17 protein-coding genes and 1 pseudogene are annotated in these 21,218 nt (G+C 52.7%); 11 read left to right on the top strand and 7 right to left on the bottom strand.

The features are described 5' to 3' along the window. The 4 genes and pseudogenes from ACMHXI_RS21930 to ACMHXI_RS21915 all read right to left on the bottom strand — a co-directional run. Positions 1–113: pseudogene (locus ACMHXI_RS21930) on the bottom strand (alpha-amylase family glycosyl hydrolase); the annotation flags it as partial. A gap of 180 nt (positions 114–293) precedes the next feature. Next, the gene (locus tag ACMHXI_RS21925; protein WP_345873674.1) at positions 294–1,169 is read right to left on the bottom strand and encodes a hypothetical protein; all 876 of its coding nucleotides are present in this window, start codon (positions 1,167–1,169) and stop codon (positions 294–296) included. Positions 1,170–2,842: 1,673 nt separating this feature from the next. Continuing rightward, entirely contained in the window at positions 2,843–4,675 is a 1,833-nt protein-coding gene (locus ACMHXI_RS21920) for a flotillin family protein (RefSeq protein ID WP_096140891.1), read from the bottom strand. A 26-nt stretch (positions 4,676–4,701) separates the two neighbouring features. Further along, complete coding sequence (locus ACMHXI_RS21915; RefSeq protein WP_096140892.1) at positions 4,702–5,334, bottom strand: YqiJ family protein; 633 nt, start codon at positions 5,332–5,334, stop codon at positions 4,702–4,704. Positions 5,335–5,760: 426 nt separating this feature from the next. Here ACMHXI_RS21915 and ACMHXI_RS21910 point away from each other — a divergent pair, with 426 nt between their 5' ends. The 5 genes from ACMHXI_RS21910 (at position 5,761) to ACMHXI_RS21890 (ending at position 8,970) form a co-directional block, all read left to right on the top strand. Next, positions 5,761–7,251: a carboxypeptidase M32 gene (locus ACMHXI_RS21910; RefSeq protein WP_208185012.1), complete on the top strand. Its 1,491-nt coding sequence runs from the start codon at positions 5,761–5,763 to the stop codon at positions 7,249–7,251. Between the two features lie 66 nt (positions 7,252–7,317). Next, entirely contained in the window at positions 7,318–7,803 is a 486-nt protein-coding gene (locus ACMHXI_RS21905) for a GNAT family N-acetyltransferase (protein WP_025011398.1), read from the top strand. A gap of 3 nt (positions 7,804–7,806) precedes the next feature. Continuing rightward, positions 7,807–8,157 carry a DMT family protein gene (locus ACMHXI_RS21900; protein ID WP_025889282.1) on the top strand — a complete coding sequence of 117 codons (351 nt, stop codon included), beginning with the start codon at positions 7,807–7,809 and terminating at the stop codon, positions 8,155–8,157. A gap of 26 nt (positions 8,158–8,183) precedes the next feature. Then, positions 8,184–8,435 (top strand): DUF2960 domain-containing protein, encoded by a 252-nt coding sequence (locus ACMHXI_RS21895; RefSeq protein ID WP_025011397.1) that lies wholly within the window; start codon positions 8,184–8,186, stop codon positions 8,433–8,435. Between the two features lie 25 nt (positions 8,436–8,460). Continuing rightward, the gene (locus ACMHXI_RS21890) at positions 8,461–8,970 is read left to right on the top strand and encodes an RDD family protein (protein WP_025011396.1); all 510 of its coding nucleotides are present in this window, start codon (positions 8,461–8,463) and stop codon (positions 8,968–8,970) included. A gap of 165 nt (positions 8,971–9,135) precedes the next feature. Here ACMHXI_RS21890 and lptG read toward each other — a convergent pair whose 3' ends face one another. After that, positions 9,136–10,194, bottom strand: coding sequence for an LPS export ABC transporter permease LptG (gene lptG / locus ACMHXI_RS21885; RefSeq protein ID WP_025889279.1), 1,059 nt, complete (start codon positions 10,192–10,194; stop codon positions 9,136–9,138). After that, positions 10,191–11,303, bottom strand: coding sequence for an LPS export ABC transporter permease LptF (gene lptF / locus ACMHXI_RS21880; protein WP_025011394.1), 1,113 nt, complete (start codon positions 11,301–11,303; stop codon positions 10,191–10,193). The genes lptG and lptF overlap by 4 nt, the downstream gene beginning before the upstream one ends. Before the next feature lie 238 nt (positions 11,304–11,541). Between lptF and pepA the strand changes: the two genes are divergently transcribed. From pepA to ACMHXI_RS21865, 3 genes are all read left to right on the top strand, one after another. After that, positions 11,542–13,050: a leucyl aminopeptidase gene (pepA, locus tag ACMHXI_RS21875; protein ID WP_107006302.1), complete on the top strand. Its 1,509-nt coding sequence runs from the start codon at positions 11,542–11,544 to the stop codon at positions 13,048–13,050. Positions 13,051–13,513: 463 nt separating this feature from the next. Beyond that, positions 13,514–14,119, top strand: coding sequence for a TetR/AcrR family transcriptional regulator (locus tag ACMHXI_RS21870; protein ID WP_101059442.1), 606 nt, complete (start codon positions 13,514–13,516; stop codon positions 14,117–14,119). 92 nt (positions 14,120–14,211) lie between these two features. Continuing rightward, on the top strand, positions 14,212–15,249 hold the full coding sequence (locus ACMHXI_RS21865; RefSeq protein WP_101059441.1) for an NADP-dependent oxidoreductase: 1,038 nt from the start codon (positions 14,212–14,214) through the stop codon (positions 15,247–15,249). A gap of 153 nt (positions 15,250–15,402) precedes the next feature. On the opposite strand, the gene ACMHXI_RS21860 is transcribed toward ACMHXI_RS21865, so the two are convergent. Beyond that, positions 15,403–16,308, bottom strand: a complete 906-nt coding sequence (locus ACMHXI_RS21860) for a PhzF family isomerase (RefSeq protein WP_071237032.1) — start codon at positions 16,306–16,308, stop codon at positions 15,403–15,405. A 199-nt stretch (positions 16,309–16,507) separates the two neighbouring features. Between ACMHXI_RS21860 and ACMHXI_RS21855 the strand changes: the two genes are divergently transcribed. The 3 genes from ACMHXI_RS21855 to ACMHXI_RS21845 all read left to right on the top strand — a co-directional run bounded on the left by ACMHXI_RS21855 (position 16,508) and on the right by ACMHXI_RS21845 (position 21,154). Continuing rightward, entirely contained in the window at positions 16,508–16,972 is a 465-nt protein-coding gene (locus ACMHXI_RS21855; protein WP_101059440.1) for a DNA polymerase III subunit chi, read from the top strand. A 15-nt stretch (positions 16,973–16,987) separates the two neighbouring features. Beyond that, complete coding sequence (locus ACMHXI_RS21850; protein WP_101059415.1) at positions 16,988–19,867, top strand: valine--tRNA ligase; 2,880 nt, start codon at positions 16,988–16,990, stop codon at positions 19,865–19,867. Positions 19,868–20,194: 327 nt separating this feature from the next. Beyond that, complete coding sequence (locus ACMHXI_RS21845) at positions 20,195–21,154, top strand: TerC family protein (protein ID WP_101059439.1); 960 nt, start codon at positions 20,195–20,197, stop codon at positions 21,152–21,154. Positions 21,155–21,218: the final 64 nt, after the last annotated feature.

Raw genomic sequence — 21,218 nt, 5'->3', positions numbered from 1 at the left:
CGCCCCGACAGTGCATCTTCACCACACAAAAATGCCCTTCTCACGCAACGGTTAATCACGTGGTAAAAGGGCGTACTTTCAGCATCTATCAACTGGCGACGGGCGGTGGTCATAACCAATCTCGACTGAGCTTTGATGGGTATTTCAAAGCCTAGTCAAGCCTGGGCGAAACATCAAAAAGATATAAAAGATATGGCTGTCCTATCTTTTCCTCTGAGTGGATTTTTCCACTGTTTCAAATTCTTACTCAAGTGTACTCCTATGAGTTATAACGCCCAAAAGCAGCGGCTGCTTTAGCTGTCCGCCTGACTTTTATTGTTAGCAGTTGACTGTTCTCGCTTGGCTTTCTGCTCTTCAAACCATCTCTGCTGATCTTCTCGTTCTTGCTTTCTGTCTTGAGATGAATATGTGTTTACATGAAGCCTTTTTGAGGATGACCGTGTCATTCCTTCGAACTGCTCTCTGAGCTTTTTGATGTCTCCCGAAATTTTATGGAGAGGATCACCTCCACCGATCTCTGAAACGCCATCAAACTCTTTAAAGTCAATGATTAACTCATCAGAGTATGAGTTTCCTTCAACATCCTCATAAGAGGTTGAAATTTTAAAATATGGGGAAAATACATCTTCACTATCGATTTTATTTTTCACATCATAAAAACTGAATAAGAAACTCTCAAATTTTTGATTAATACCAAGAGAGTGCAGGCCTTTTGACATGACATGCAACTTTAAAAACTCATCGACAATAGCGTCTTCAGTCGCTTTAATTTCGTTACCATTCCTATCATAAAATTTAAAACGAACATTTCTCGCTATACCTTTACCAAGATTGCTAACCTCAAGCATCATCAAATTGAATGATATTGGACTACTAAAGAATTTTATGGATACGTTAGGACGAATGCTCTGTACTCGTAGTTCGTTAACTTGCTCGATTTGTGCTTCTCGCAAGTACCACGTTTCTTTAGCAAGAACAAAAGTAAGTACTGCGATCGCTACTGTAGCTAATGCACTTATCCAAGAAGACAATGAATCTGCAGTTAAAATGTTTGCTAGCTGAATTTGGCTACCTGCAACAATTCCAAGAATAAATATCAAAGGTGTAGCTACAATTCCTAAAACAGCTAAAAGCGGAATTAGACTTCTCTCATTTTTACGTTTTGTCACTATTTCTCCTTCGACTGCTAACAGCTGTATAGCGCGCATGCGCGTTTTAGTCCTCGGAGGAGCGTAAACGCGCATCGCTATCTGTTTGTATTCGCTGGATATAATAGAGTTTAGTCCAAATATCCCTTGCAGCTAAACGCGCATGCGCGGTTTCTAAACCTATTATCTACCAGCTGTATTTTTTAACGTTATGAATTTGATGCTATTTTCTAAAATGTTACAGAAATAATGCGCAAAATTATCTACAAATTTCCGGCATTTTTCCTGGAACGGCAATAATACTGTATAAAAAATCAGTTCTGAGGTGCTTGTCATGAGCGCGCCAAGTCGTTCAAGGGCTCTACAATCCAGACCCAACAAAAAGCATTAAGTAAAGCCATGGCTACCGCACGGGTCCAAACTCTGTTTGTCCCTGCATTCCGCTTAATGCAGAAAAGTGTTGTTGCTTTCGGCCTTAAGCTTAAGAAAGTGCTAAAGCTAAGCGTTTGAATTGGTTATACAATACCCAGTACTGAATTTGAAAACAATTAGCCAAAGGTCAAGTTCTGACAAAGGCAACAAAACCCTGATTTGGTTTGTTTTTGAAGCAGAATTGACTGGATTGGAAACCCAAAGCGACACGACTTTAAGCCGCTGGCACAGCGGCTATCATAGCTTCCAGCTAAAAGTTCCTAAGTTGGTACTGGCCGAGTTTCCGGCCACTGTGTAGCCCATCACCTGCGGTGCGCCTTTTGCACAGGCGATCCTGTGACACGCTGCAAGTACGTCCTTGTAAGCTCTGCCTCGCCATCCCTGGCTCGGAAGGTCACAGTTCCACCTGTGCCTGGAAAATAGGTGTATGTCTGCAAACTCTTCAGATATTTCAAGCTACTCAGCGCTAACAGAGTTGTACCAATTCCCCCTCGGTGTCGCCGAAAGCCGTTGGCGCAAATAACGTGGCTGAGGCATGGATGCCGAAGCAGCGACAGTCGAATCAGGGATGAGCGTCTGAAGCGATAGTTATTTGCGCCATTAGGCCGAGGGGCTTTCGACACCGTGTGGGGCGGCAAGGGAGATCCAAGAGGGGATTGCTGTTGATCCCTTCTTGGTCGGGTGTGGGGCGAAGCTCCACGACTTTACGCCGCTGGCACAGCGGCTAGCATTGCTTTCAGCTCAAAACAGCCAAATAACATAGATTAAATTTCCAGCAACGGATGTCTCCCATTGCCTGCCGCAGGCTTATGCACAGGCGATCCTGTGATTCGGCGAGAGTTGCACAGCAACATGCTTTCGAGCGCGAGCCAGGGACGGTGAGCTGGCCGTTAAACAGGGAAGTTGTTGTGAATACGTCCATGTAGCCTCGACGAAAACATCTGACCTACAGGGACGTAGGAAATGCCGAATTTGTCTGGAACAAAATTCGTCCCTGTTTTCGACGGTCACAGTTCCGCCTGTGCCTGGAAATTAGGTGTATGTCTGCAGACACTTCAGATGTTCCAAGCTACTCAGCGCTAACAGAATTACACCGATTCCCCTTCGAAGCCGCCGCTAGGCTTTGTTTGCATATTGGCGTAGCCGAACCTGGTTTGGCGAATTGAAAACGAATTTTCCGAGGCAATGCCTGATAAGAACAAGCTATGCCTGATAAGAAAATGCCCTCCGATGGAGGAGGGCATTGATGAGTACAACCGGGCTCAAACGTTTCTCGGTTGCTCAGGTTTGTCTATATCCAAAGTCACTTCATAGGCCACATTGTTTTGGCTGACAGGCTTTACCGTCTCCACTTTGGGCTCGGCACTGGCCTTGGTATCCCGGGCGATTTGCAGCGCTTCATGGGTGAGCATGTTGTTGCCACTAAGCAGATCATTCAGGCCGCCCTTTTCGGCATCTACCAGCCCCAACTCTCTGAGCATGGCATCGACCACGGGCGCATTGGCACGGTAGTTGAGCGCTGCACTGGTCACTTGCTCGGCAATGCCGCCCTTGACACCGGCGCCATCGGAAGCTGTCCCCAATTGGCCGGTTACGCCGCTGCCATAGCCTTGAAGGATCTTGATGCCTTCGATGTTTTCCAGTGGTTTAACCGCATTGGCGACGATTTCCGGCAGAACTTTGAGGATCGCCAGTGAACGCTGCAGGGCAACTTGCTCGTCACGCAACACGTTCTCGGCTTCGTGCAGCGCCTGTTTACCGGCCGCTTCCACCGCATACACCTTCTCATCGGCCTCGGCCTTGAGCATCTTGGCATCGGCACTGGCGCGGGCTTCGGTCAGTATCGCTATGGATCTGTCTTCGGCGGCGCGTTTCTCGGCTTCAGCCTGAACTGTAACCCCAACGGCTTCCCGCTCTGCCTCTTTACGGGCGTCAATAACTTCAATCTCTTTGCGACGATTAGCCTCAGCCACCTGACGCACTGTGATTACCGCTTCCTCTTTTTCAACCTTGAGCTTTTCGGCCTCGGCGGCGCGGGCCCTGGCGGCAGATTCTTCTTCCGACTTGGCGGCAACCGCAATCTGTTTCTCCTGTTCAGAGACTTCGATATCTCGCAACTGTTGAATTCTGGCCTGCTCAATTTGCTTACGCTTTTCAATCTCGCGGGTTTCTATGTCTTTGGTCTTTTCAATTTCCGCCGACTCAATGGCGCGTTCCTTGGCGATTTCCGCCTCCCGCTCCTCACGCTGCTTTTGCTCTTTCTGCTTGATGATCTCGGCCTTTTGCTCGGCGCGCTTGAACTCCAGTGCCTGCTGCTGGATCAGACGTGCTTCCTCTTCAGCCTTTTCGATATTCAGCGACTCTTTTTCGGCTTCCAGGTTACGCAGCTCAATCTGGATCCGGTTATCCTGCTGAATGTCGTTGGTTTCTTTACGCTTTTCTTCGATGATCTTGGCAAGTCTGGCACGACCTTCGGCGTCGAAGGCGTTGTTCTCATTGAAGAACTCCAGCTCTGTCTGGTCAAAACCTGTCAGAGAAACCGACTCCAGTTCCAGACCATTTTTTTCAAGATCGTTGGCTACGTTGTTCTGCACCCGTTGTACAAAGTCGGCCCGCTGTTCGTGCATCTCTGTCATGTTCATTTCGGCTGCCACGGCGCGCAGCACGTCAACAAACTTGGATTCCATCAGCTTCTTGAGCTCTTCCACCCTATTGGTACGACCACCCAATGTCTGGGCCGCCATGGAAATACCTTCGGCATTGGGGGCCACCCTCAAGTAAAAGTCGGCCTTGACGTCCACCCGCATCCTGTCTTTGGTGATCAGGGCATCTTTTTGGGTCTTGCCCACCTCGATGCGCAGGGTGTTCATATTGACGTGAATAATTTCATGCAGTACCGGCAGGACAATGGCGCCGCCATCTTTGACTACCTTTTCACCACCGAACCCCGTGCGCACAAAGGCCATCTCTTTAGTGGCGCGGCAATAGAGCTTGGCAAAAATAAACCCTATCACCAACAGGCAGAGCACTACTGCGCCTGCGGTAAACAGCAACATACTGGTGCCGCTGGTATTTAAACCCGGGATGGTTTCCATTCCTGTTGTTTCCTTCTTTGGTTAGATTATTGTTCAAAACGGGTGGCAGACCACACGCGGCCGCTGCGTCTGAGCAGCACCACTTGCACCCCTGCCGGGAATTCGGTGTCTTCGTCTTCGGGCTCGACCAGAACATAGTGTTTCTGACGGTACTGATCCTGAACCACAGCCTCGCTGGGATTGCCCTTGATGGCACAGCCGAGTGTTACTGTGCCGACGCTGCCGCTGAGATCTTCGATTGAGACGGCGCTGGATTCATTTTTGGGAAGAATTCGGGCCAACTGCCCACCGAGGAAATGGCAGGCAATCGCCGCTAGCGGCAAGGCCAGCAGCAAAGAAAACACTTGCGGCAACAGAGCAGAGGTCAGCAGCCAGGAAAAATAGTTAAGCAGGTAGCCCGTAATACTGAAACATCCCAGCGCCAGCACAAACCAGATGAGCACAGGCAGCCTATCCAGGCAGAGCCAACCGGCCAGCGCTGTCAGTCCGCCCTGAGGCAGGTCAGTATCAAGATCGGCATCGGGAAGCCAGTCATCCATGGCGGCCATCAGGCTGATACCCGCGATTAATGTGAGTCCCTCTATCACTCCAAGCAGTGCCACTATCGCCAAGGCTACAGCATAGGGCAGATTGGACTGGGCCAGAAAAAAGTCCAGCACAGGATTCCTCCTTGTGGGCGACGACCGCTCCCGGTCGCCAACATTCCATATATGCCTGTTAAATTCAGGTAATTCTCGAGTTTACCTCCAGGCAAGCTTGGACTCCAATAGCTTTTATCTGCATTTGACGTCAGAAATCGGAAGCAGTTCACACTAAGGCTCAAATCCAGAAGGTTTGATACTGCCATCGCAACGCTTAAGGCTTAACCAGGCTTAGTTAACCTTAAGTCGCAAACTGCCGGCTCAATATCGGCAACAGGGAATAACCCAATTAGTGCCACACCTTTATTTTTTGTTACAAAACATTATGTTAATCAATCTACGCATGAGTAAAGCCTGCTGAAAACTGCTTGAGTATCGTCCCTTGGCTTGGTTAGCATAGGGGCAGTTATTCTTTGATGAATGCCAAACATTCCAGAGCACACCATGACAGCCAAAACCGAATATCAGCAACTTTGCCAGCACTTTCGTACCATCAGCCACTTTGAGCATTTCAGTGCCCTGGGGGACTGGGACCAAGCCACCATGATGCCCATGGGAGGCAGCGAGGTCCGCTCCGAGGCGATGGCCGAGTTGGCATTACACATTCACAGTTTAAAAACCTCGCCCCGGCTTGCCGAATGGCTGGATAGCGCCGAAGCCAAGGCCGCCGAACTCAGTATCGAGCAGCAAGCCAACCTCAGAGAGATGCGCTGGCACTATGCCCAAGCTATAGCCGTACCGGGGGACTTGGTGCAGGCCAAGACGCTGGCGGGTTATCGCTGTGAAAACCAATGGCGCGAACAGCGACATAACAACGATTGGCAAGGGTTTCGCCCCAATCTTGAAGCGGTAATCGCCTTGGTGCGAGAGGAAGCCCAGGCTCGCTCGGCGCACACTGGCAAGGCCGGTTACGATGCCCTGCTGGACAGATTTGAACCCGGCATGACATGTGAGCGGCTGGAGACCACGCTTGGGGCAGTGCGGGACTGGTTGCCCGAGCTTATCCAAAAAGTGAAGCACAAGCAGCTGCACCAGAGTTACAAGAGCAGCGCCGGCGACTACCCGATAGCAGACCAAAAGCTGCTGGGACGGGAGGTAATGCAATACCTGGGATTTGATTTCAACCAAGGACGTTTGGATGTCAGCTCGCACCCATTTTGCGGTGGCGTGCCCGGTGATATCCGCCTCACCAGTCGCTACACGGAAGATGACTTTATCGCTGCCCTCACCTCCACTATTCACGAAACGGGTCATGCCCGTTACGAGCAGGCGCTGCCAAAGGATTGGCGAGGACAACCCGCCGGAATGTCTCGCTCCATGGGGATCCACGAGAGTCAGAGCCTGTTTTTTGAGATGCAACTCGGCGGCAGCCGCGCCTTTATCAGCAAGCTCTATCCGAGAATTCGCCGACATCTCGACTGCCCGGTATCGGCCCATGAACTGGTCGACAAAATCACCCGGGTCAAGCCGGGTCTTATCCGGGTCGATGCCGATGAAGTCACCTATCCGGCGCACATACTGCTGCGATTTGAAGCCGAGCAGGCCTTTATCGACGGCAGCCTGGAAGTGAAAGACCTACCCGATTTCTGGGATCAAAAGATGCAGCAATATCTGGGGCTGAGTACTGCCGGCAATTATAAAGATGGCTGCATGCAGGATATTCACTGGACCTTGGGCGAACTGGGATATTTCCCCAGCTATACCTTGGGCGCCATGTATGCCGCCCAGCTGAGATTTGCCATGGAAGCCGAGTTGGGCCCCATTGAAGCCCTGCTGAGCCAGGATAAGCTGGGGCAGATTTGCGACTGGCTGGATGAAAAGATCTGGTCCAAGGGGTGCCTGCTGGAAACCGATGAACTGATCCGCAGCGCCACAGGGCAGAGTCTGGATCCCAACTTCCTGCAGCGCCATCTGCAGCAGCGCTATCTGGATTAATTTATCTGCAAAAATGGTATAATGGCGCGTTTCTACGAAGTAACTGAAAAGAGAAAGTGAATTCAGATGTTGATACGCGCCATTAGCCAGGATGACTGGCAAGCCATAGGCGAAATTCAAGCAGAGTGCTACCACGCTCTGGCCCCCGAACCTTTACATGTGCTCAAGAGCAAGTGGCAGGCATCACCGCAAACCTGCTATGTCCTTGAAAAGAGTGACCAGGTGGTAGGCTATTGTCTGGCTCATCCCTGGACCGAAGACACCCCTCCGCCACTGTACAAGGCGATTACCACACTGCCCAAGGCCGACACCCTTTATCTGCATGATATTGCCATCAGCAACAGAGCTCAGGGATTCGGCGCCGGACGCAAACTGTTTGATACCCTCAAGCTTCAGGCGGAAAAACTGCGCCTGGGTTCCTTGTCACTGGTTGCAGTACAGGGCGCCTGTGGTTACTGGGAAAAGCTCGGCTTTAACCACAAGCGTATCGAAAAATCGCTGGCCACCTATACAGATGACGCCAGTTATATGGTCTATCCGGTAGCCCGCTGACAGATGCAACCCACACTCATCACCATAGGCTTGTTGTGCCTGAGCAATATCTTTATGACCTTTGCCTGGTACGGCCACCTCAAGTCCCTTTCAGGTAAACCCTGGATCATTGCCGCTTTGGTCAGTTGGGGCATAGCCCTGTTCGAATATCTTTTGCAGGTACCGGCCAACCGTATTGGTTATAGTGTGATGAATGTGGGCCAGCTCAAGATACTTCAGGAAGTCATCACCCTAAGTCTGTTTGTTCCTTTTTCATTCTATTACCTAAAGGAACCACTGAAACTGGACTATCTTTGGGCCGGGTTGTGTATGCTCGGCGCCGTTTATTTTATATTTCGCAGTAAGTTCGCTTGAGCCCACTGCTTTAATGAGGACACAAGATGGCACGTCAGGTCGCCTATGAATACAAAGGGGTCGCGAAAGTGATCAACTTTGCCTATGACAAATACCACGACATGTACGAGGCTGTTGCCGCCGCCGAGGGAATAGATCTCAGCCGTTTTCTGGCGATGGAGCAGCAAGTCGCCATGACAGCCAAAGGCGGTGGCGCCCTGAAGAGCTATCGCACCAGTGAATTCGCCCGTATGGGGTTTCGTCATATCCACTTTGTCAAAGAAGAAGAGCAGGGTTAATACCTGCCCAAAAGAGGGTTAAGCCATGATAAATCCAGAGCACGCCAATTTTCCCCGAGCCGGCTTTTTCAAGCGCCTCGGTGCCGCCGTCTATGATCTGCTGCTGGCGGTAGCCGTCTACATGTTTGCCGGTGCCATAGGGTTTGGGATCTTTACCGGCCTGACCGCCTCCGGCCTTATTCCCATGGGAAACTATGAACATGTTTCGGATCTGCTCAATGGCAACAGCCTCTATCACGGCCTCTATCAGCTGTGGCTGGCCTGCTGTGTGGCCGGTTTCTACGCCCTGTTCTGGTCCAAGGGCGGCCAGACTCTGGGCATGCGCGCCTGGCGCCTCAAGGTGCAGCATCCCAACGGCCAAAACCTGAGTTTTATTACCGCGCTGGCACGGGTAGTTTGGTCCTTGTTGGGGATAGGCAACCTGTGGATCCTGTTCAATGGTGACAAACTGGCACTGCAGGACAGCATGACCCGCTCAGAAGTGGTGCTTCTCAGTAAAGAAGCCAACTCACTGCGTAACTGGCACGGAGCCTGAAGTACACGGATAGTGGTAGCATTAAAAATAGAGCTTTTTAGATACTAATACGCAAACCACAGCAAAAAGCCCTGTCAGTGACAGGGCTTTTTCATAACGTTAATCAACAAGGGAGGCTTTAAACCCGCAGCGGCTTTACTCTCAAGCCTTCAATCCTCAGCGTCCTCAGCGGCGGATATAGTAGATAGCCGCGCCGGTAAACAGCACACTCGGCATCATGGCGCCCATCAAGGCCGGCAGCTCATAGACTATGCTCATGGGGCCGAAGATCTCATTACAGATATAGAAGGTAAAGCCGGCTATCACCCCGAGTAACACCCTGGCCCCCATGGTGACGGTTCGCAGTGGCCCGAACACAAAAGAGAGCGCCACCAGCATCATCACAGCCACTGTGATGGGCTGCATCACCTTACGCCACAGTGCCAACTCATAGCGACTGGCATCCTGATTGTTGTTCTTCAGATAATCGAGATAACCGACCAAGCCACGGATAGACAGGGCATCGGGTTTAACCGACACCACGCTCAGCTTGTCCGGTGTCAGACTGGAGGGCCATCTGTCTTCCTTGAGGTTATCCAGCACCACTTGCTCATTTTTGAACACAGTGCGGCGAACCTCCAATAAACGCCAATATTCCTTGGTATAGATAGCCTGCTCGGCGTGCACCACACTGGCCAACTTCTGCTCTGAGTCAAACTCATAGAGGGTAATATTGCCAAGACGGGTCACATCCTCAATCTCGCCGATGTTGACGAACAGGTTTCCGTCTCTGGCCCAAATCCCGCGGTGGGACTTAATCAGGTTACCGCCGGAGATCTTGTTGGTCTTAAGCTCATAGGCCTTCTGCTCCGCCACCGGCGCGCCCCATTCCCCCAGTACCATCACCAACAGCATCAAAGGGACCGCCGTCTTCATCGCCGACAGGGTGATCTGCAGCCGTGACATGCCGGAGGCCTGCATCACTATCAGTTCAGAGTTGGAGGCCAGCATGCCCATACCGATGAGGGCCCCAAGCAGCACGGCCATGGGGAAGAACATCTCCACATCTCTTGGGATCAAAAACAGCACATAGACTGCGGCATCCATCATGGTGTAGCTGCCCCGGCCCACCAGACGCAGCTGATCGACCCATTTGATGATCCCGGAAAGCCCGGTCAAAATCAGCAGACACAGGGCAGAGGTGCTGAGCAGTACTCTGGCAATATACCAGTCCAGTATCTTCATGCTGCGGCCCCCCGGCGTTTGAACAGGCCGGTCAGGCGAGTGCCCAAAGGTCTGCCCTTACCTATCAGCAAGATGCCCATCACCAATGCCGAGGCATGGATCCACCACATCCCCAGCCAGGCCGGGATCACCTCATCCTGCAGTGCCTTGCGCCCGGCGACCATCAAGCCGAAATAGCCAAGATAGAGCAATACCGCCGGGAACACCTTGGCAAACTTGCCCTGACGCACATTAACCCGCGCCAGCGGCACCGCAATCAGCGTCATCAAGGGGATCGCCAGCGGAATAGCCAGTCGCCAGTGAAATTCTGCCACGGCTTCCGGCCCCGGCGTATTGAGCAGTTCCTTGAAAGGCACGGCAGATAACTTACGATCCCTCTCATCCACTTCCTGCTCTTTGAGCTGCATCTGATAGCCGCCGAACTCAATCACCTGGTAATCCACCCGGTTCGGGGCTCCCTGATAACGCACGCCATCATCGAGCTTGAGCCGCTGACCACCGGTTGCGTCTTCCACCACCCGGCCACCATGGGCCACTACCAGGTTGGTAACGCCACTTTCGTCTTCCGCATCGGGAAGCTGGGCCACAAAGACTTTTTCCAGTTCGTTGTCTTTACTGATTTTTTCAACAAAGAGCACAGCCCGGCCATTGGCACTGGTTTGAAAACGTCCCTGAACCAGGGCGGCAAGCCCGGCCTCTGACTGAGCCTTTTCCAAAACCGTGTGCTGTTTGTCCTGCGCCCAAGGCGCGACATAAAGCGCCAGATAACCGGTAAACAGGCTGTTGAGCAACGCCAGGATCAGGGTTACCCGGGTGACATACCATTCGCTGATGCCGACCCCGTGAAAGACCACCATCTCGTTTTCTGCATACATGCGGCCATGGGCGAGCAAGATCCCCAGAAACAGACTCAGGGGCAGGATAAGCACCGCCAGTTCGGGCAGATTGAGGCCTATCAGTGTCATCACCAGGGAAGCGGGAAATTCGCCATCGGAGGCATCGGCCAGGATGCGGACAAATTGCTGGCTGATAAAAATAGCTAACAAGACTGAAAGCACCGCTATTTGTGCCTTCAAAACTTCGCGGATCAAGTATCTAAATACAATCACAGGCTGAATCCGGTATCCAAACTTATCTTTTTGCTGGTGTCAGTGTTACTTTCATGTAGACTGTCTACTTTTGATAGTTTTCTGACCATAACAGGCGGCATTTTGGTTGTTTCAGGCGTATGATTCTTGTCAGCCAAACCAGCCCCCTGCTGCAGGAAATTTTCCGCCTTTGGGCGGCACAAGCAGACATTATCCAATAAATAAAAAAGTTTGTCTTTAAAAGAATCTAGGAGAGCTCATGGAGTTTAGCGTAAAGAGCGGCAGCCCCGAAAAACAGCGCTCGGCCTGCATAGTTGTAGGCGTTTACGAACCCCGTCGCCTGTCCGGCATCGCCGAACAACTGGACAAAATCAGTGAAGGTTACATCAGCAACCTGTTGCGTCGTGGCGATCTGGAAGGTAAGCCCGGGCAGATGTTGCTCCTGCATCATGTACCCAATGTACTGAGTGAGCGGGTTCTGCTGGTAGGTTGCGGAAAAGAACGAGAACTAGACGAGCGCCAATACAAGCAGATCATCACCAAGACGATCAACACCCTCAATGATACCGGCTCAATGGAAGCCGTTTGCTTCCTGACCGAACTGCACGTTAAAGGCCGCGACACTTATTGGAAAGTGCGCCAGGCCGTGGAAACCACCAGCTCTACCCTCTACAGCTTCGATGGACTCAAGACCCGCAAGGGCGAGACCCGCCGGCCGCTGCGCAAACTGGTATTCAATGTCCCTACCCGCCGTGAACTGACGGTCGGCGAGCGCGCCATCGAGCACGGTGTCGGTGTTTCCGCTGGTATGCAGTTGTGCCGCGACGTGGCCAATATGCCACCCAACATCTGTAACCCGGCTTATCTGGCCTCGCAGGCCCGGCAACTGGCCGAAGTGCACGAGAACCTGAAGGTCAGCACTGTCGGTGAAGAGCAGATGGCCAAGCTTGGCATGAACGCCTACCTGGCCGTGGGCCGTGGCAGTGCCAACGAGTCCATCATGACAGTGATGGAGTATCAGGGCGCCGTCGACACGACCGCCAAGCCGATAGTGCTTGTGGGTAAGGGCCTGACCTTTGACTCAGGTGGTATCTCGCTCAAGCCGGGCGAAGCCATGGATGAAATGAAATACGACATGGGCGGCGCTGCCGGGGTACTGGGTACCATGAAGGCCATCTGTGAAATGAAGTTGCCTATCAATGTGGTTGGGGTACTGGCCGGCTGTGAAAACATGCCTTCCGGCAACGCCTACCGCCCAGGTGATATTCTCACCACCATGAGCGGCCAAACCGTGGAAGTACTTAACACAGACGCCGAAGGCCGTCTGGTGCTTTGTGATGTACTCACCTATGTGGAGCGCTTCGACCCTGAACTGGTGGTAGATACCGCCACTCTGACAGGTGCCTGTGTTATCGCGCTGGGTAAACACGCCTCAGGTCTGTTCTCTGCCCATAACCCACTGGCGAGCGAGCTGCTCAATGCCGGTGAGCAGAGCGGTGACCGCGCCTGGCGCCTGCCGATATGGGATGAGTATCAGGAGATGCTGGACAGCCCATTTGCCGATATGACCAACCTGGGCGGACGCCCTGCCGGGTCTATCACGGCGGCCTGTTTCCTGTCGCGCTTTACCAAGAAGTACCACTGGGCTCACTTGGATGTAGCAGGTACAGCCTGGAACAGCGGCGCCAACAAGGGCTCGACCGGTCGTCCGGTTCCTATGCTGGCGCAGTTCCTGATCAACCGCGCCGGGGTCGAGCAAGGCGAATAAGCGCCTGACTCCCTGCTGAGAAAAAGCGAAGCCCAGTGCTTCGCTTTTTATTTTTGTGGGGTCATGCCATTGGCTATTTTTTAAAGCCAATCTTCCCTTTGTCCTGCTCCTTCCCCGTCTTTTGATTATCGCCCCCGCCTTTTGATTATCGCCGAGAGAGCCGGCGCTTGGGCGAAATAGTATTCATCCACGGCTCAAACCACAGAGCGAGGCCACAATAAACCGACCTGTTGAAAGGTCGTGGCTCAATACGGCCCATAAAACTCGGCTTCCAACTATAAAGTTCCAGCCGACATGACTCCGTTTACTTAAACTCTGAACGCTTTAATTCATATTTTTCATCCAGTTACTTCTTATCGCGTTTCCTTAGTCACTTGCTACTGCCGCTGAAGCTCCGAGCCAAACAAGTGCTGTTCAAATAAACCACTAGACGACCGGTCTAATGGTGATTATACTGCCCGTCATGAACACACAGACACAAAGCACACGCCAACACATACTGGACACAGGTTACCAGCTCGTCGTAACCAAAGGCTTTTCCAATGTTGGCCTGTCACAACTGCTGCAACATGCCAAAGTCCCCAAGGGCTCCTTCTACCACTACTTCAAATCCAAGGAGCAGTTCGGTGAAGCCCTGATAAAGGACTATTTCAACGATTATCAGGATAAGCTGCAGGCACTGCTGGGCCATGAACGTACTCCGGCGCTACAACGGCTGCAAAGCTACTGGCAACTCTGGCTGGACTGCGACGCTGATGTCTGCGGCGCGCAAAAGTGCTTGGTAGTAAAGCTGAGTGCCGAAGTGGCCGATCTCTCTGAGCCGATGCGTATGGCGCTGCTGCAAGGTGCGAAGCGGATCATTGCCACTATTGCCGAATGTATCGAAGCCGGTAACCGGGATGGCTCTGTCAAGGTCAGCAACAGTGACCAGACGGCGCAGCTGCTCTACAACCTCTGGCTGGGGGCCAGCCTGATGAGCAAGCTGACTCAGGATAAAAACGCCCTCAATCTGGCGATGCAAACCACTGACAACATACTCACAGGCAGGCTGGACAACAGCGGCCAATAACAGATACTCCCCGCCACACAGGTGGCGGGATTTTTTTAACCAAAAACTAGACGACCGGTCTAATTAAGCAATAAAAGCCAATGGAGCCTATTATGACTGCCAATCAAAACCCACATCAGCGCATTGTGCTGGCCTCTCGCCCGAGCGGCGCTCCCAACGCAGACAACTTCCGCCTGGAAAGCAGCAGCAAGCCGGTAGCAGGCGACGGCCAGGTGTTACTGCGCACTATCTATCTGTCGCTGGATCCATACATGCGCGGCCGCATGAGTGATGCAGAATCCTATGCCGAGCCGGTAGCCGTGAACGATATCATGGTCGGCGGCACGGTTTGCCAGGTAGAAGAATCCCGTCATCCTGACTTTGAAGTCGGTGAGTGGGTGCTCGCTTATACCGGCTGGCAAAACTATGCCCTTTCGGACGGTGAAGGGTTGTTGAAACTCGGCAAAGCGCCGGCAGCCCCCTCATACGCCCTCGGAGTCATGGGCATGCCGGGTTTCACCGCCTATATGGGACTGCTGGATATAGGCCAGCCCAAAGCGGGAGAAACCCTGGTGGTTGCCGCCGCCACCGGACCGGTTGGCGCTACCGTAGGTCAGATAGGTAAACTCAAGGGCTGCCGGGTCATAGGTATTGCCGGCGGCGCTGAGAAATGTCGCCACGCCAAAGAAGTACTGGGTTTCGATGAGTGTCTGGATCACAAGGCCGAGGACTTCGCCGAGCAGTTGGCCCGAGTTTGCGGCCAGGGAATAGACATCTATTTCGAGAACGTCGGCGGCAAGGTGTTTGATGCCGTATTGCCCCTGCTTAACACCAGCGCCAGAGTCCCCGTATGTGGTTTGGTGTCTCAATATAACGCCACTGAGTTGCCGGCCGGACCGGATCGCCTGTCACTGCTGATGAGCACCATTTTGGTGAAGCGGATAAAGATGCAGGGCTTTATCATTTTTGACGACTATGGTCACAGATATGAAGAGTTTGCCAAGGATATGGGTGACTGGCTGTCTCAAGGCAAAATTCAATACAAGGAGCAACTGGTCGAAGGGCTGGAGCAGGCCCCACAAGCCTTTATCGGCCTGCTTGAAGGTAAAAACTTCGGCAAACTGGTGATCAAGGTTGCCGAGCCGCTGTGATAAAAACTGATGGCTGCACCAAGTTGAGTCCTGCGGCCATTCGGTAACCAGCAAAGCAAGACTTGCGGCCCGCTTAAGCATAAACGCCAAGAGGGCCGCAAGTTTTAACGGCTTAATTCAAGCTATGCACACCGTCTTCAACAAAGCCTTGGATCAGGCCTCCAGCTTAAGCCTGGTTTCAAAGACAATCCGGGCACGCCCTTTGATTTGAACTTTGTGGACAGTCTCTTTATCGGCAAAGACCCGCACCTGCATATATCCCTTGCGGCCCATCTGTTCGCCCTGAGCGATGGAAAACTCCGAGCCCTGCATGCTGGCAGGCAAGCTGCCGTAGTGAGTCAAATAAGCGCCCAAAGGCCCATTGGCATTACCCGTCACAGGATCCTCTGTTATCCCTATGGCAGGTGCAAACATACGCCCTGCAGCCAGCACGCCCTCTTCTTCAGACTCCAGTGTAAACAGGTAAAAACCATTGCAACCAATTTCCCGACTCAACGCCACCAGCTTGGGCTCATCCAAGGTGACCTGCTCGAGCAGCGCTTTACTCTTGAGTGGTACCATCACTTTGGAGTGGCCGGTAGAAACTATCTGTACCGGCAAATCCGTCACCAGGGCCCCTTCAGGCAAGCCGGTACCCAGCAACAATGACTCAACCTGGGCAGCACTCAAGATGGCGCCAAACTCTACCTTTCCCTGAGTCATCAGCACTGAAATATCGCCCTCTTCCGGTGCTATGGTAACCGGTAGCTTTCCTGCTCCCGTCTTTTGAATTACGGTTCCATCTGTGACACTGCGACTTTTGGCATAAACATAGTGGGCCGACACCGTGGCATGGCCACAGATAGGGACCTCTTGAGTGGGAGTAAAAAACCTGACTTCGATATCGTAATCGGCCCCTGGAGTATTAAAAATAAAGGCCGTTTCCGAATTATTTAGCTCTCTGGCGATATTTTGCATCTGCCGCTCATTCAAGCCATCGGCATTGAGCACTACACCGGCGGGATTACCGGCAAACAGCTCAGTGGTAAAGGCATCCACTTGAAAGAGTTGTAACTCCATGATTGACTCCGGAACAAAAGCGTCAAACGAGTATCGACACTTTCCCAACCCTTGGCAATATAGGCGTAGCTTGTCACCCGATAGCTCAAGAGCCTTATCGGGATGGCGCGGACCATTTCAACCTTTGGCCAAAAGGTGTAAAATCCTCCTCTTATGTCAAATGGCTACCAGTGTTCTGTGCAGGGGTGAGATGCAGGCGATGAGCAAGGCAACTTTTTATCTGCTGCCGAATGCAGCACAGCAACCAAGCGCCGAGCAGTTGCAACTGCTTGCCTGTCAGTTGGCCGGGCAGCATTATGCCAAGGGTGAATGGCTCTATATTCACTGTGAGGATCAGGTTCAGGCCCATGGGATTGACGAGCTGCTGTGGCAGTTTGAGCCCAGTGCTTTTGTGCCCCACAACCTCAAAGGGGAAGGCCCTGCCGCCGGTGCACCGGTTGAAATCGGCTTTGACAGGCTGGGGCCCAATCAACGCCGCCCGATACTGATCAATCTGGCCAATGAAGCCCCGGCGTTTGCGGTAAACTTTGGCAGGATCATAGATTTTGTTGCCGGTGATGAGCAACACAAGGCCCTGGCCAGGGACAGATACCGCCAGTATCGTAATCTGGGAGTCACGCTCAGCACCCAGGATTTGGCAACACAACCACTTAATTTTGTTTGAGAAACGACAGTTCCCATGGAAAAAACATACAATCCGCAGTCTATTGAACAAGCGCTCTACCGTGTATGGGAAGAGAAAGGTTACTTCAAGCCCCACGGTGACGAGTCCCAGGGCAACTATTGCATCATGATCCCGCCGCCGAATGTCACCGGCAGCCTGCATATGGGACACGCCTTCCAGGATACCATTATGGACACCCTGATCCGTTACCAGCGGATGAAAGGCAAGAACACCCTCTGGCAAGTGGGTACCGACCATGCCGGTATCGCCACCCAGATGTTGGTGGAGCGCAAAGTCGCCGCCGAAGAAGGCAAGAGCCGCCACGACCTGGGCCGTGAAGCCTTTATGGACAAAGTATGGGAATGGAAGAACCAGTCCGGTGGCACCATTACCCGCCAGATGCGTCGCCTGGGCGCCTCGGTAGACTGGGACCGCGAGCGTTTCACCATGGACGAAGGCCTGTCGGAAGCCGTGCAGGAAGTGTTTGTTCGCCTCTATGAAGATGATCTCATCTATCGCGGTAAGCGCCTGGTTAACTGGGATCCCAAGCTGCACACGGCAATTTCCGATCTGGAAGTGGAAAACAAGGAAAAGCAGGGCCACATGTGGCATTTCCGCTATCCACTCGCCGATGGCGCCCTGACCGCCGACGGTAAAGATTATCTGATTGTCGCCACCACACGTCCGGAAACCATGCTGGGTGACAGCGCCGTTGCCGTGCACCCTGACGATGAACGTTATCAATCCCTGATAGGCAAAGAGATCATTCTGCCAATCGTCAACCGCCGTATTCCTGTGGTGGCCGATGACTATGTGGATATGGAGTTCGGTACCGGTTGCGTGAAGATCACCCCGGCCCACGACTTCAACGACTATGAAGTCGGCAAGCGTCATAATCTGCCTATGTTCAACATACTCACCCAGGATGCCGCCATCCGCACTGTGGCCGAAGTGGTGAATGTCGACGGTAGCCTCAACACCGAATTGGACGCCTCTTTGCCAAGCCGTTATGCCGGTATGGACAGATTCAAGGCCCGCGATGCAGTTGTCGCCGAATTCGAGACCCTGGGTCTTTTGGAAAAAATCGAGCCCCACGGCCTGAAAGTGCCTTATGGCGACCGCAGTGGCGTGGTGATTGAGCCCCTGCTGACCGACCAATGGTATGTGTCTGTCAAACCACTGGCCAAGACAGCCATAGAAGCGGTGGAAAATGGCGATATCAAGTTTGTGCCTCAGCAATACGAGAACATGTACTTCTCCTGGATGCGTGACATTCAGGACTGGTGTATTTCACGTCAGCTGTGGTGGGGTCACCGCATTCCGGCCTGGTATGACGACAGCGGCAAGGTCTATGTCGGCCGTAACGAAGCCGAAGTCCGTGCCAAGCATAACTTGGCAAGCGATATTGCTCTGCGTCAGGACGATGATGTACTGGATACCTGGTTCTCCTCTGCCCTGTGGACCTTCTCAACCCTGGGCTGGCCACAGCAGACTCCTGAGCTGAAAACCTTCCACCCCACAGACGTGCTGGTGACAGGTTTCGACATCATCTTCTTCTGGGTAGCCCGGATGATCATGATGACCATGCACTTCATCAAGGATGAAGACGGCACACCTCAGGTGCCTTTCAAGACTGTCTATGTGACCGGGCTTATCCGTGATGAGCAAGGCAACAAGATGTCCAAGTCCAAGGGCAATGTGCTGGATCCTCTGGATATGATCGATGGCATAGATCTCGAATCTCTGGTTGGCAAGCGCACCGGTAACATGATGCAGCCGCAACTGGCCGCCAAGATTGAAAAGAGCACCCGCAAGGAGTTTGCCGACGGCATCGAAGCCCACGGTACCGACGCGCTGCGCTTTACCCTGGCTGCCATGGCGTCCACCGGCCGTGACATCAACTGGGACATGAAGCGCCTGGACGGTTACCGCAGTTTCTGTAACAAGCTGTGGAATGCTTCCCGCTATGTACTGATGAATACAGAAGATCAAGATTGCGGCCCCAACTCACCCAACGGCAAGGCCGGCGGTGAGATGCAGCTGTCACTGGCAGATCGCTGGATCACAGGTCTGTTCAACCAAACGGTCAAGACCTTCGAAGAGCATATGGGCGCCTATCGTTTCGACCTGGCCGCCAATACCCTGTACGAATTCACCTGGAACCAGTTCTGTGACTGGTATCTTGAGCTGACCAAGCCTGTGCTGCAAAACGGCTCTGAAGCCGAGCAGCGTGGCACCCGTCATACTCTGGTGACTGTACTCGAGCAGCTGTTGCGCCTGATGCACCCATTGATGCCATATATCACTGAAACCATCTGGCACCGTGTCAAACCACTTGCAGGTGTGGAAGGGGAAACCCTGATGCTGGCCGCCTTCCCTGAGTATCAGACCGACAAAGTCGATACCGAGGCCATGGCCGACTTGGAATGGGTCAAGCAAGTGATTGTTGCCGTGCGTAACATCCGCGCCGAGCTGAACATAGCTCCGTCCAAGCCGCTCAACGCCTTGCTGCGCAGTGTCAGTGCCCGCGACAAGGCCCGTGTCGAAGCCAACCAAACCTTCTTCACTAGCTTGGCCAAGCTGGAAAGCATGACGATTCTGGCCGATGGCGACAACGCGCCCATGTCCACCACCCAACTGGTGGGCGAGATGGAACTGTTGATCCCTATGGCAGGGCTTATCGACGTAGCGGCCGAGATGGCTCGTATCGACAAACAGCTGGACAAGCTGAGTGGCGAAGTGGCCCGCATTGAAGGCAAGCTGTCCAATGAAGGCTTTGTCGCCAAGGCACCGGCAACCGTTATCGACAAAGAGCGCAGCAAGATGGCTGATCTCAAGCGCGATATGGACAAGCTCAAAGAGCAGCAAGCCGAGCTGGCCAAACTGGAAGCCTAACGATTAGCTCAAGAGCGATAAATGTAAGGGCAGTCAATTGACTGCCCTTTTTCATTCCGTTTGCGCCCAGGGCAGAGGGTTGGCAAGATTAAGATAATTTCATCTGCCAGCGCTGGCTATCGGGGCAACATATTGTTAAATTGGGGAATATTCCAAGGGGAGTAACTTCTCGCCGGCTTGTCGTCATTACGGTGTTTGCGCACCCGGCAACCGGGCAAAGCCACTGAGCTGTGCTTTGTAAGTGAGACCTTGCCGACAGGCAAGATCCGTGCTCCTTCAGCTGGCCTGCCGTCGGTGGCAGGCTTTGTTGTATTTGGAGATAACGAAATGGGTACCTGGTGGTTGTGGAGCGGATTTCTGGTAATAGTACTGGGGATCCTTTGGATAGATCTTAAGTTTGTCGGCGGTGGTCACAGCCATAAAGTCTCGGTCAAAGAGGCGGGGATCTGGACCCTGGTGTGGATAAGCGTCGCCATGCTGTTCAACTTAGGGATCTGGTTCTATCTGAAACAGACCGCAGGTCTCGAAGTCGCCAATCAGCAGGGGCTGGAGTTCCTCACCGCCTATCTCATCGAAAAAGCCCTGGCCGTGGACAATGTATTTGTCTGGTTGATGCTGTTTAGCTATTTCGCCATCCCCGCCGAGCTGCAAAGGCGGGTGCTGCTCTACGGAGTGCTGGGCGCCATAGTCATGCGCGCCGCCATGGTATTTGGCGGTACCTGGCTGATTAATCAGTTCCACTGGGTGTTGTATCTATTCGGGGCCTTTTTGCTGTTTACCGGCGCCAAGATGCTGTTTGCCAAGGAAGAGAATGAAACCGATCTCTCCAACAGCAAACTGCTCGGCTGGCTCAGAAAACACCTGAGGGTGGTGAAAAAGCTTCAGGGTGAGCGCTTTGTGGTGCGTCGCCGCGGTATGTTATTTGCCACGCCCCTGTTGCTGGCGCTGATTTTGGTAGAGATCAGCGACATCATCTTCGCGGTGGACAGTATTCCGGCCATCTTCGCGGTCACGACAGATCCCTTTATCGTACTGACCTCCAACATCTTTGCTATCATGGGACTCAGGGCCATGTACTTTCTGCTGGCGGGCGCCGCCGAACGTTTTGTGCTGCTCAAATATGGCCTGGCGCTGATCCTGATGTTTATCGGTACCAAGATGCTTCTGCTGGATATCTATCATCTGCCTATCATGCTGGCACTGGCGGTCATCGCCGCTATCCTGCTGATCAGTGTATTGGGCAGTTTGTGGCTGACTCGGGATAAGGGTAAACAACCACAGGTATAATATCTGTCACTTGTCAGTCGCTCGAAGGGCTTATAAGATAACAAAAAATTAACAAAAATTATTC

It is taken from the genome of Shewanella sp. BJSY2023SW005, from assembly GCF_047314585.1.
Taxonomy (GTDB): domain Bacteria; phylum Pseudomonadota; class Gammaproteobacteria; order Enterobacterales; family Shewanellaceae; genus Shewanella; species Shewanella algae.
This window is presented reverse-complemented; position numbering and strand designations above follow the sequence as displayed.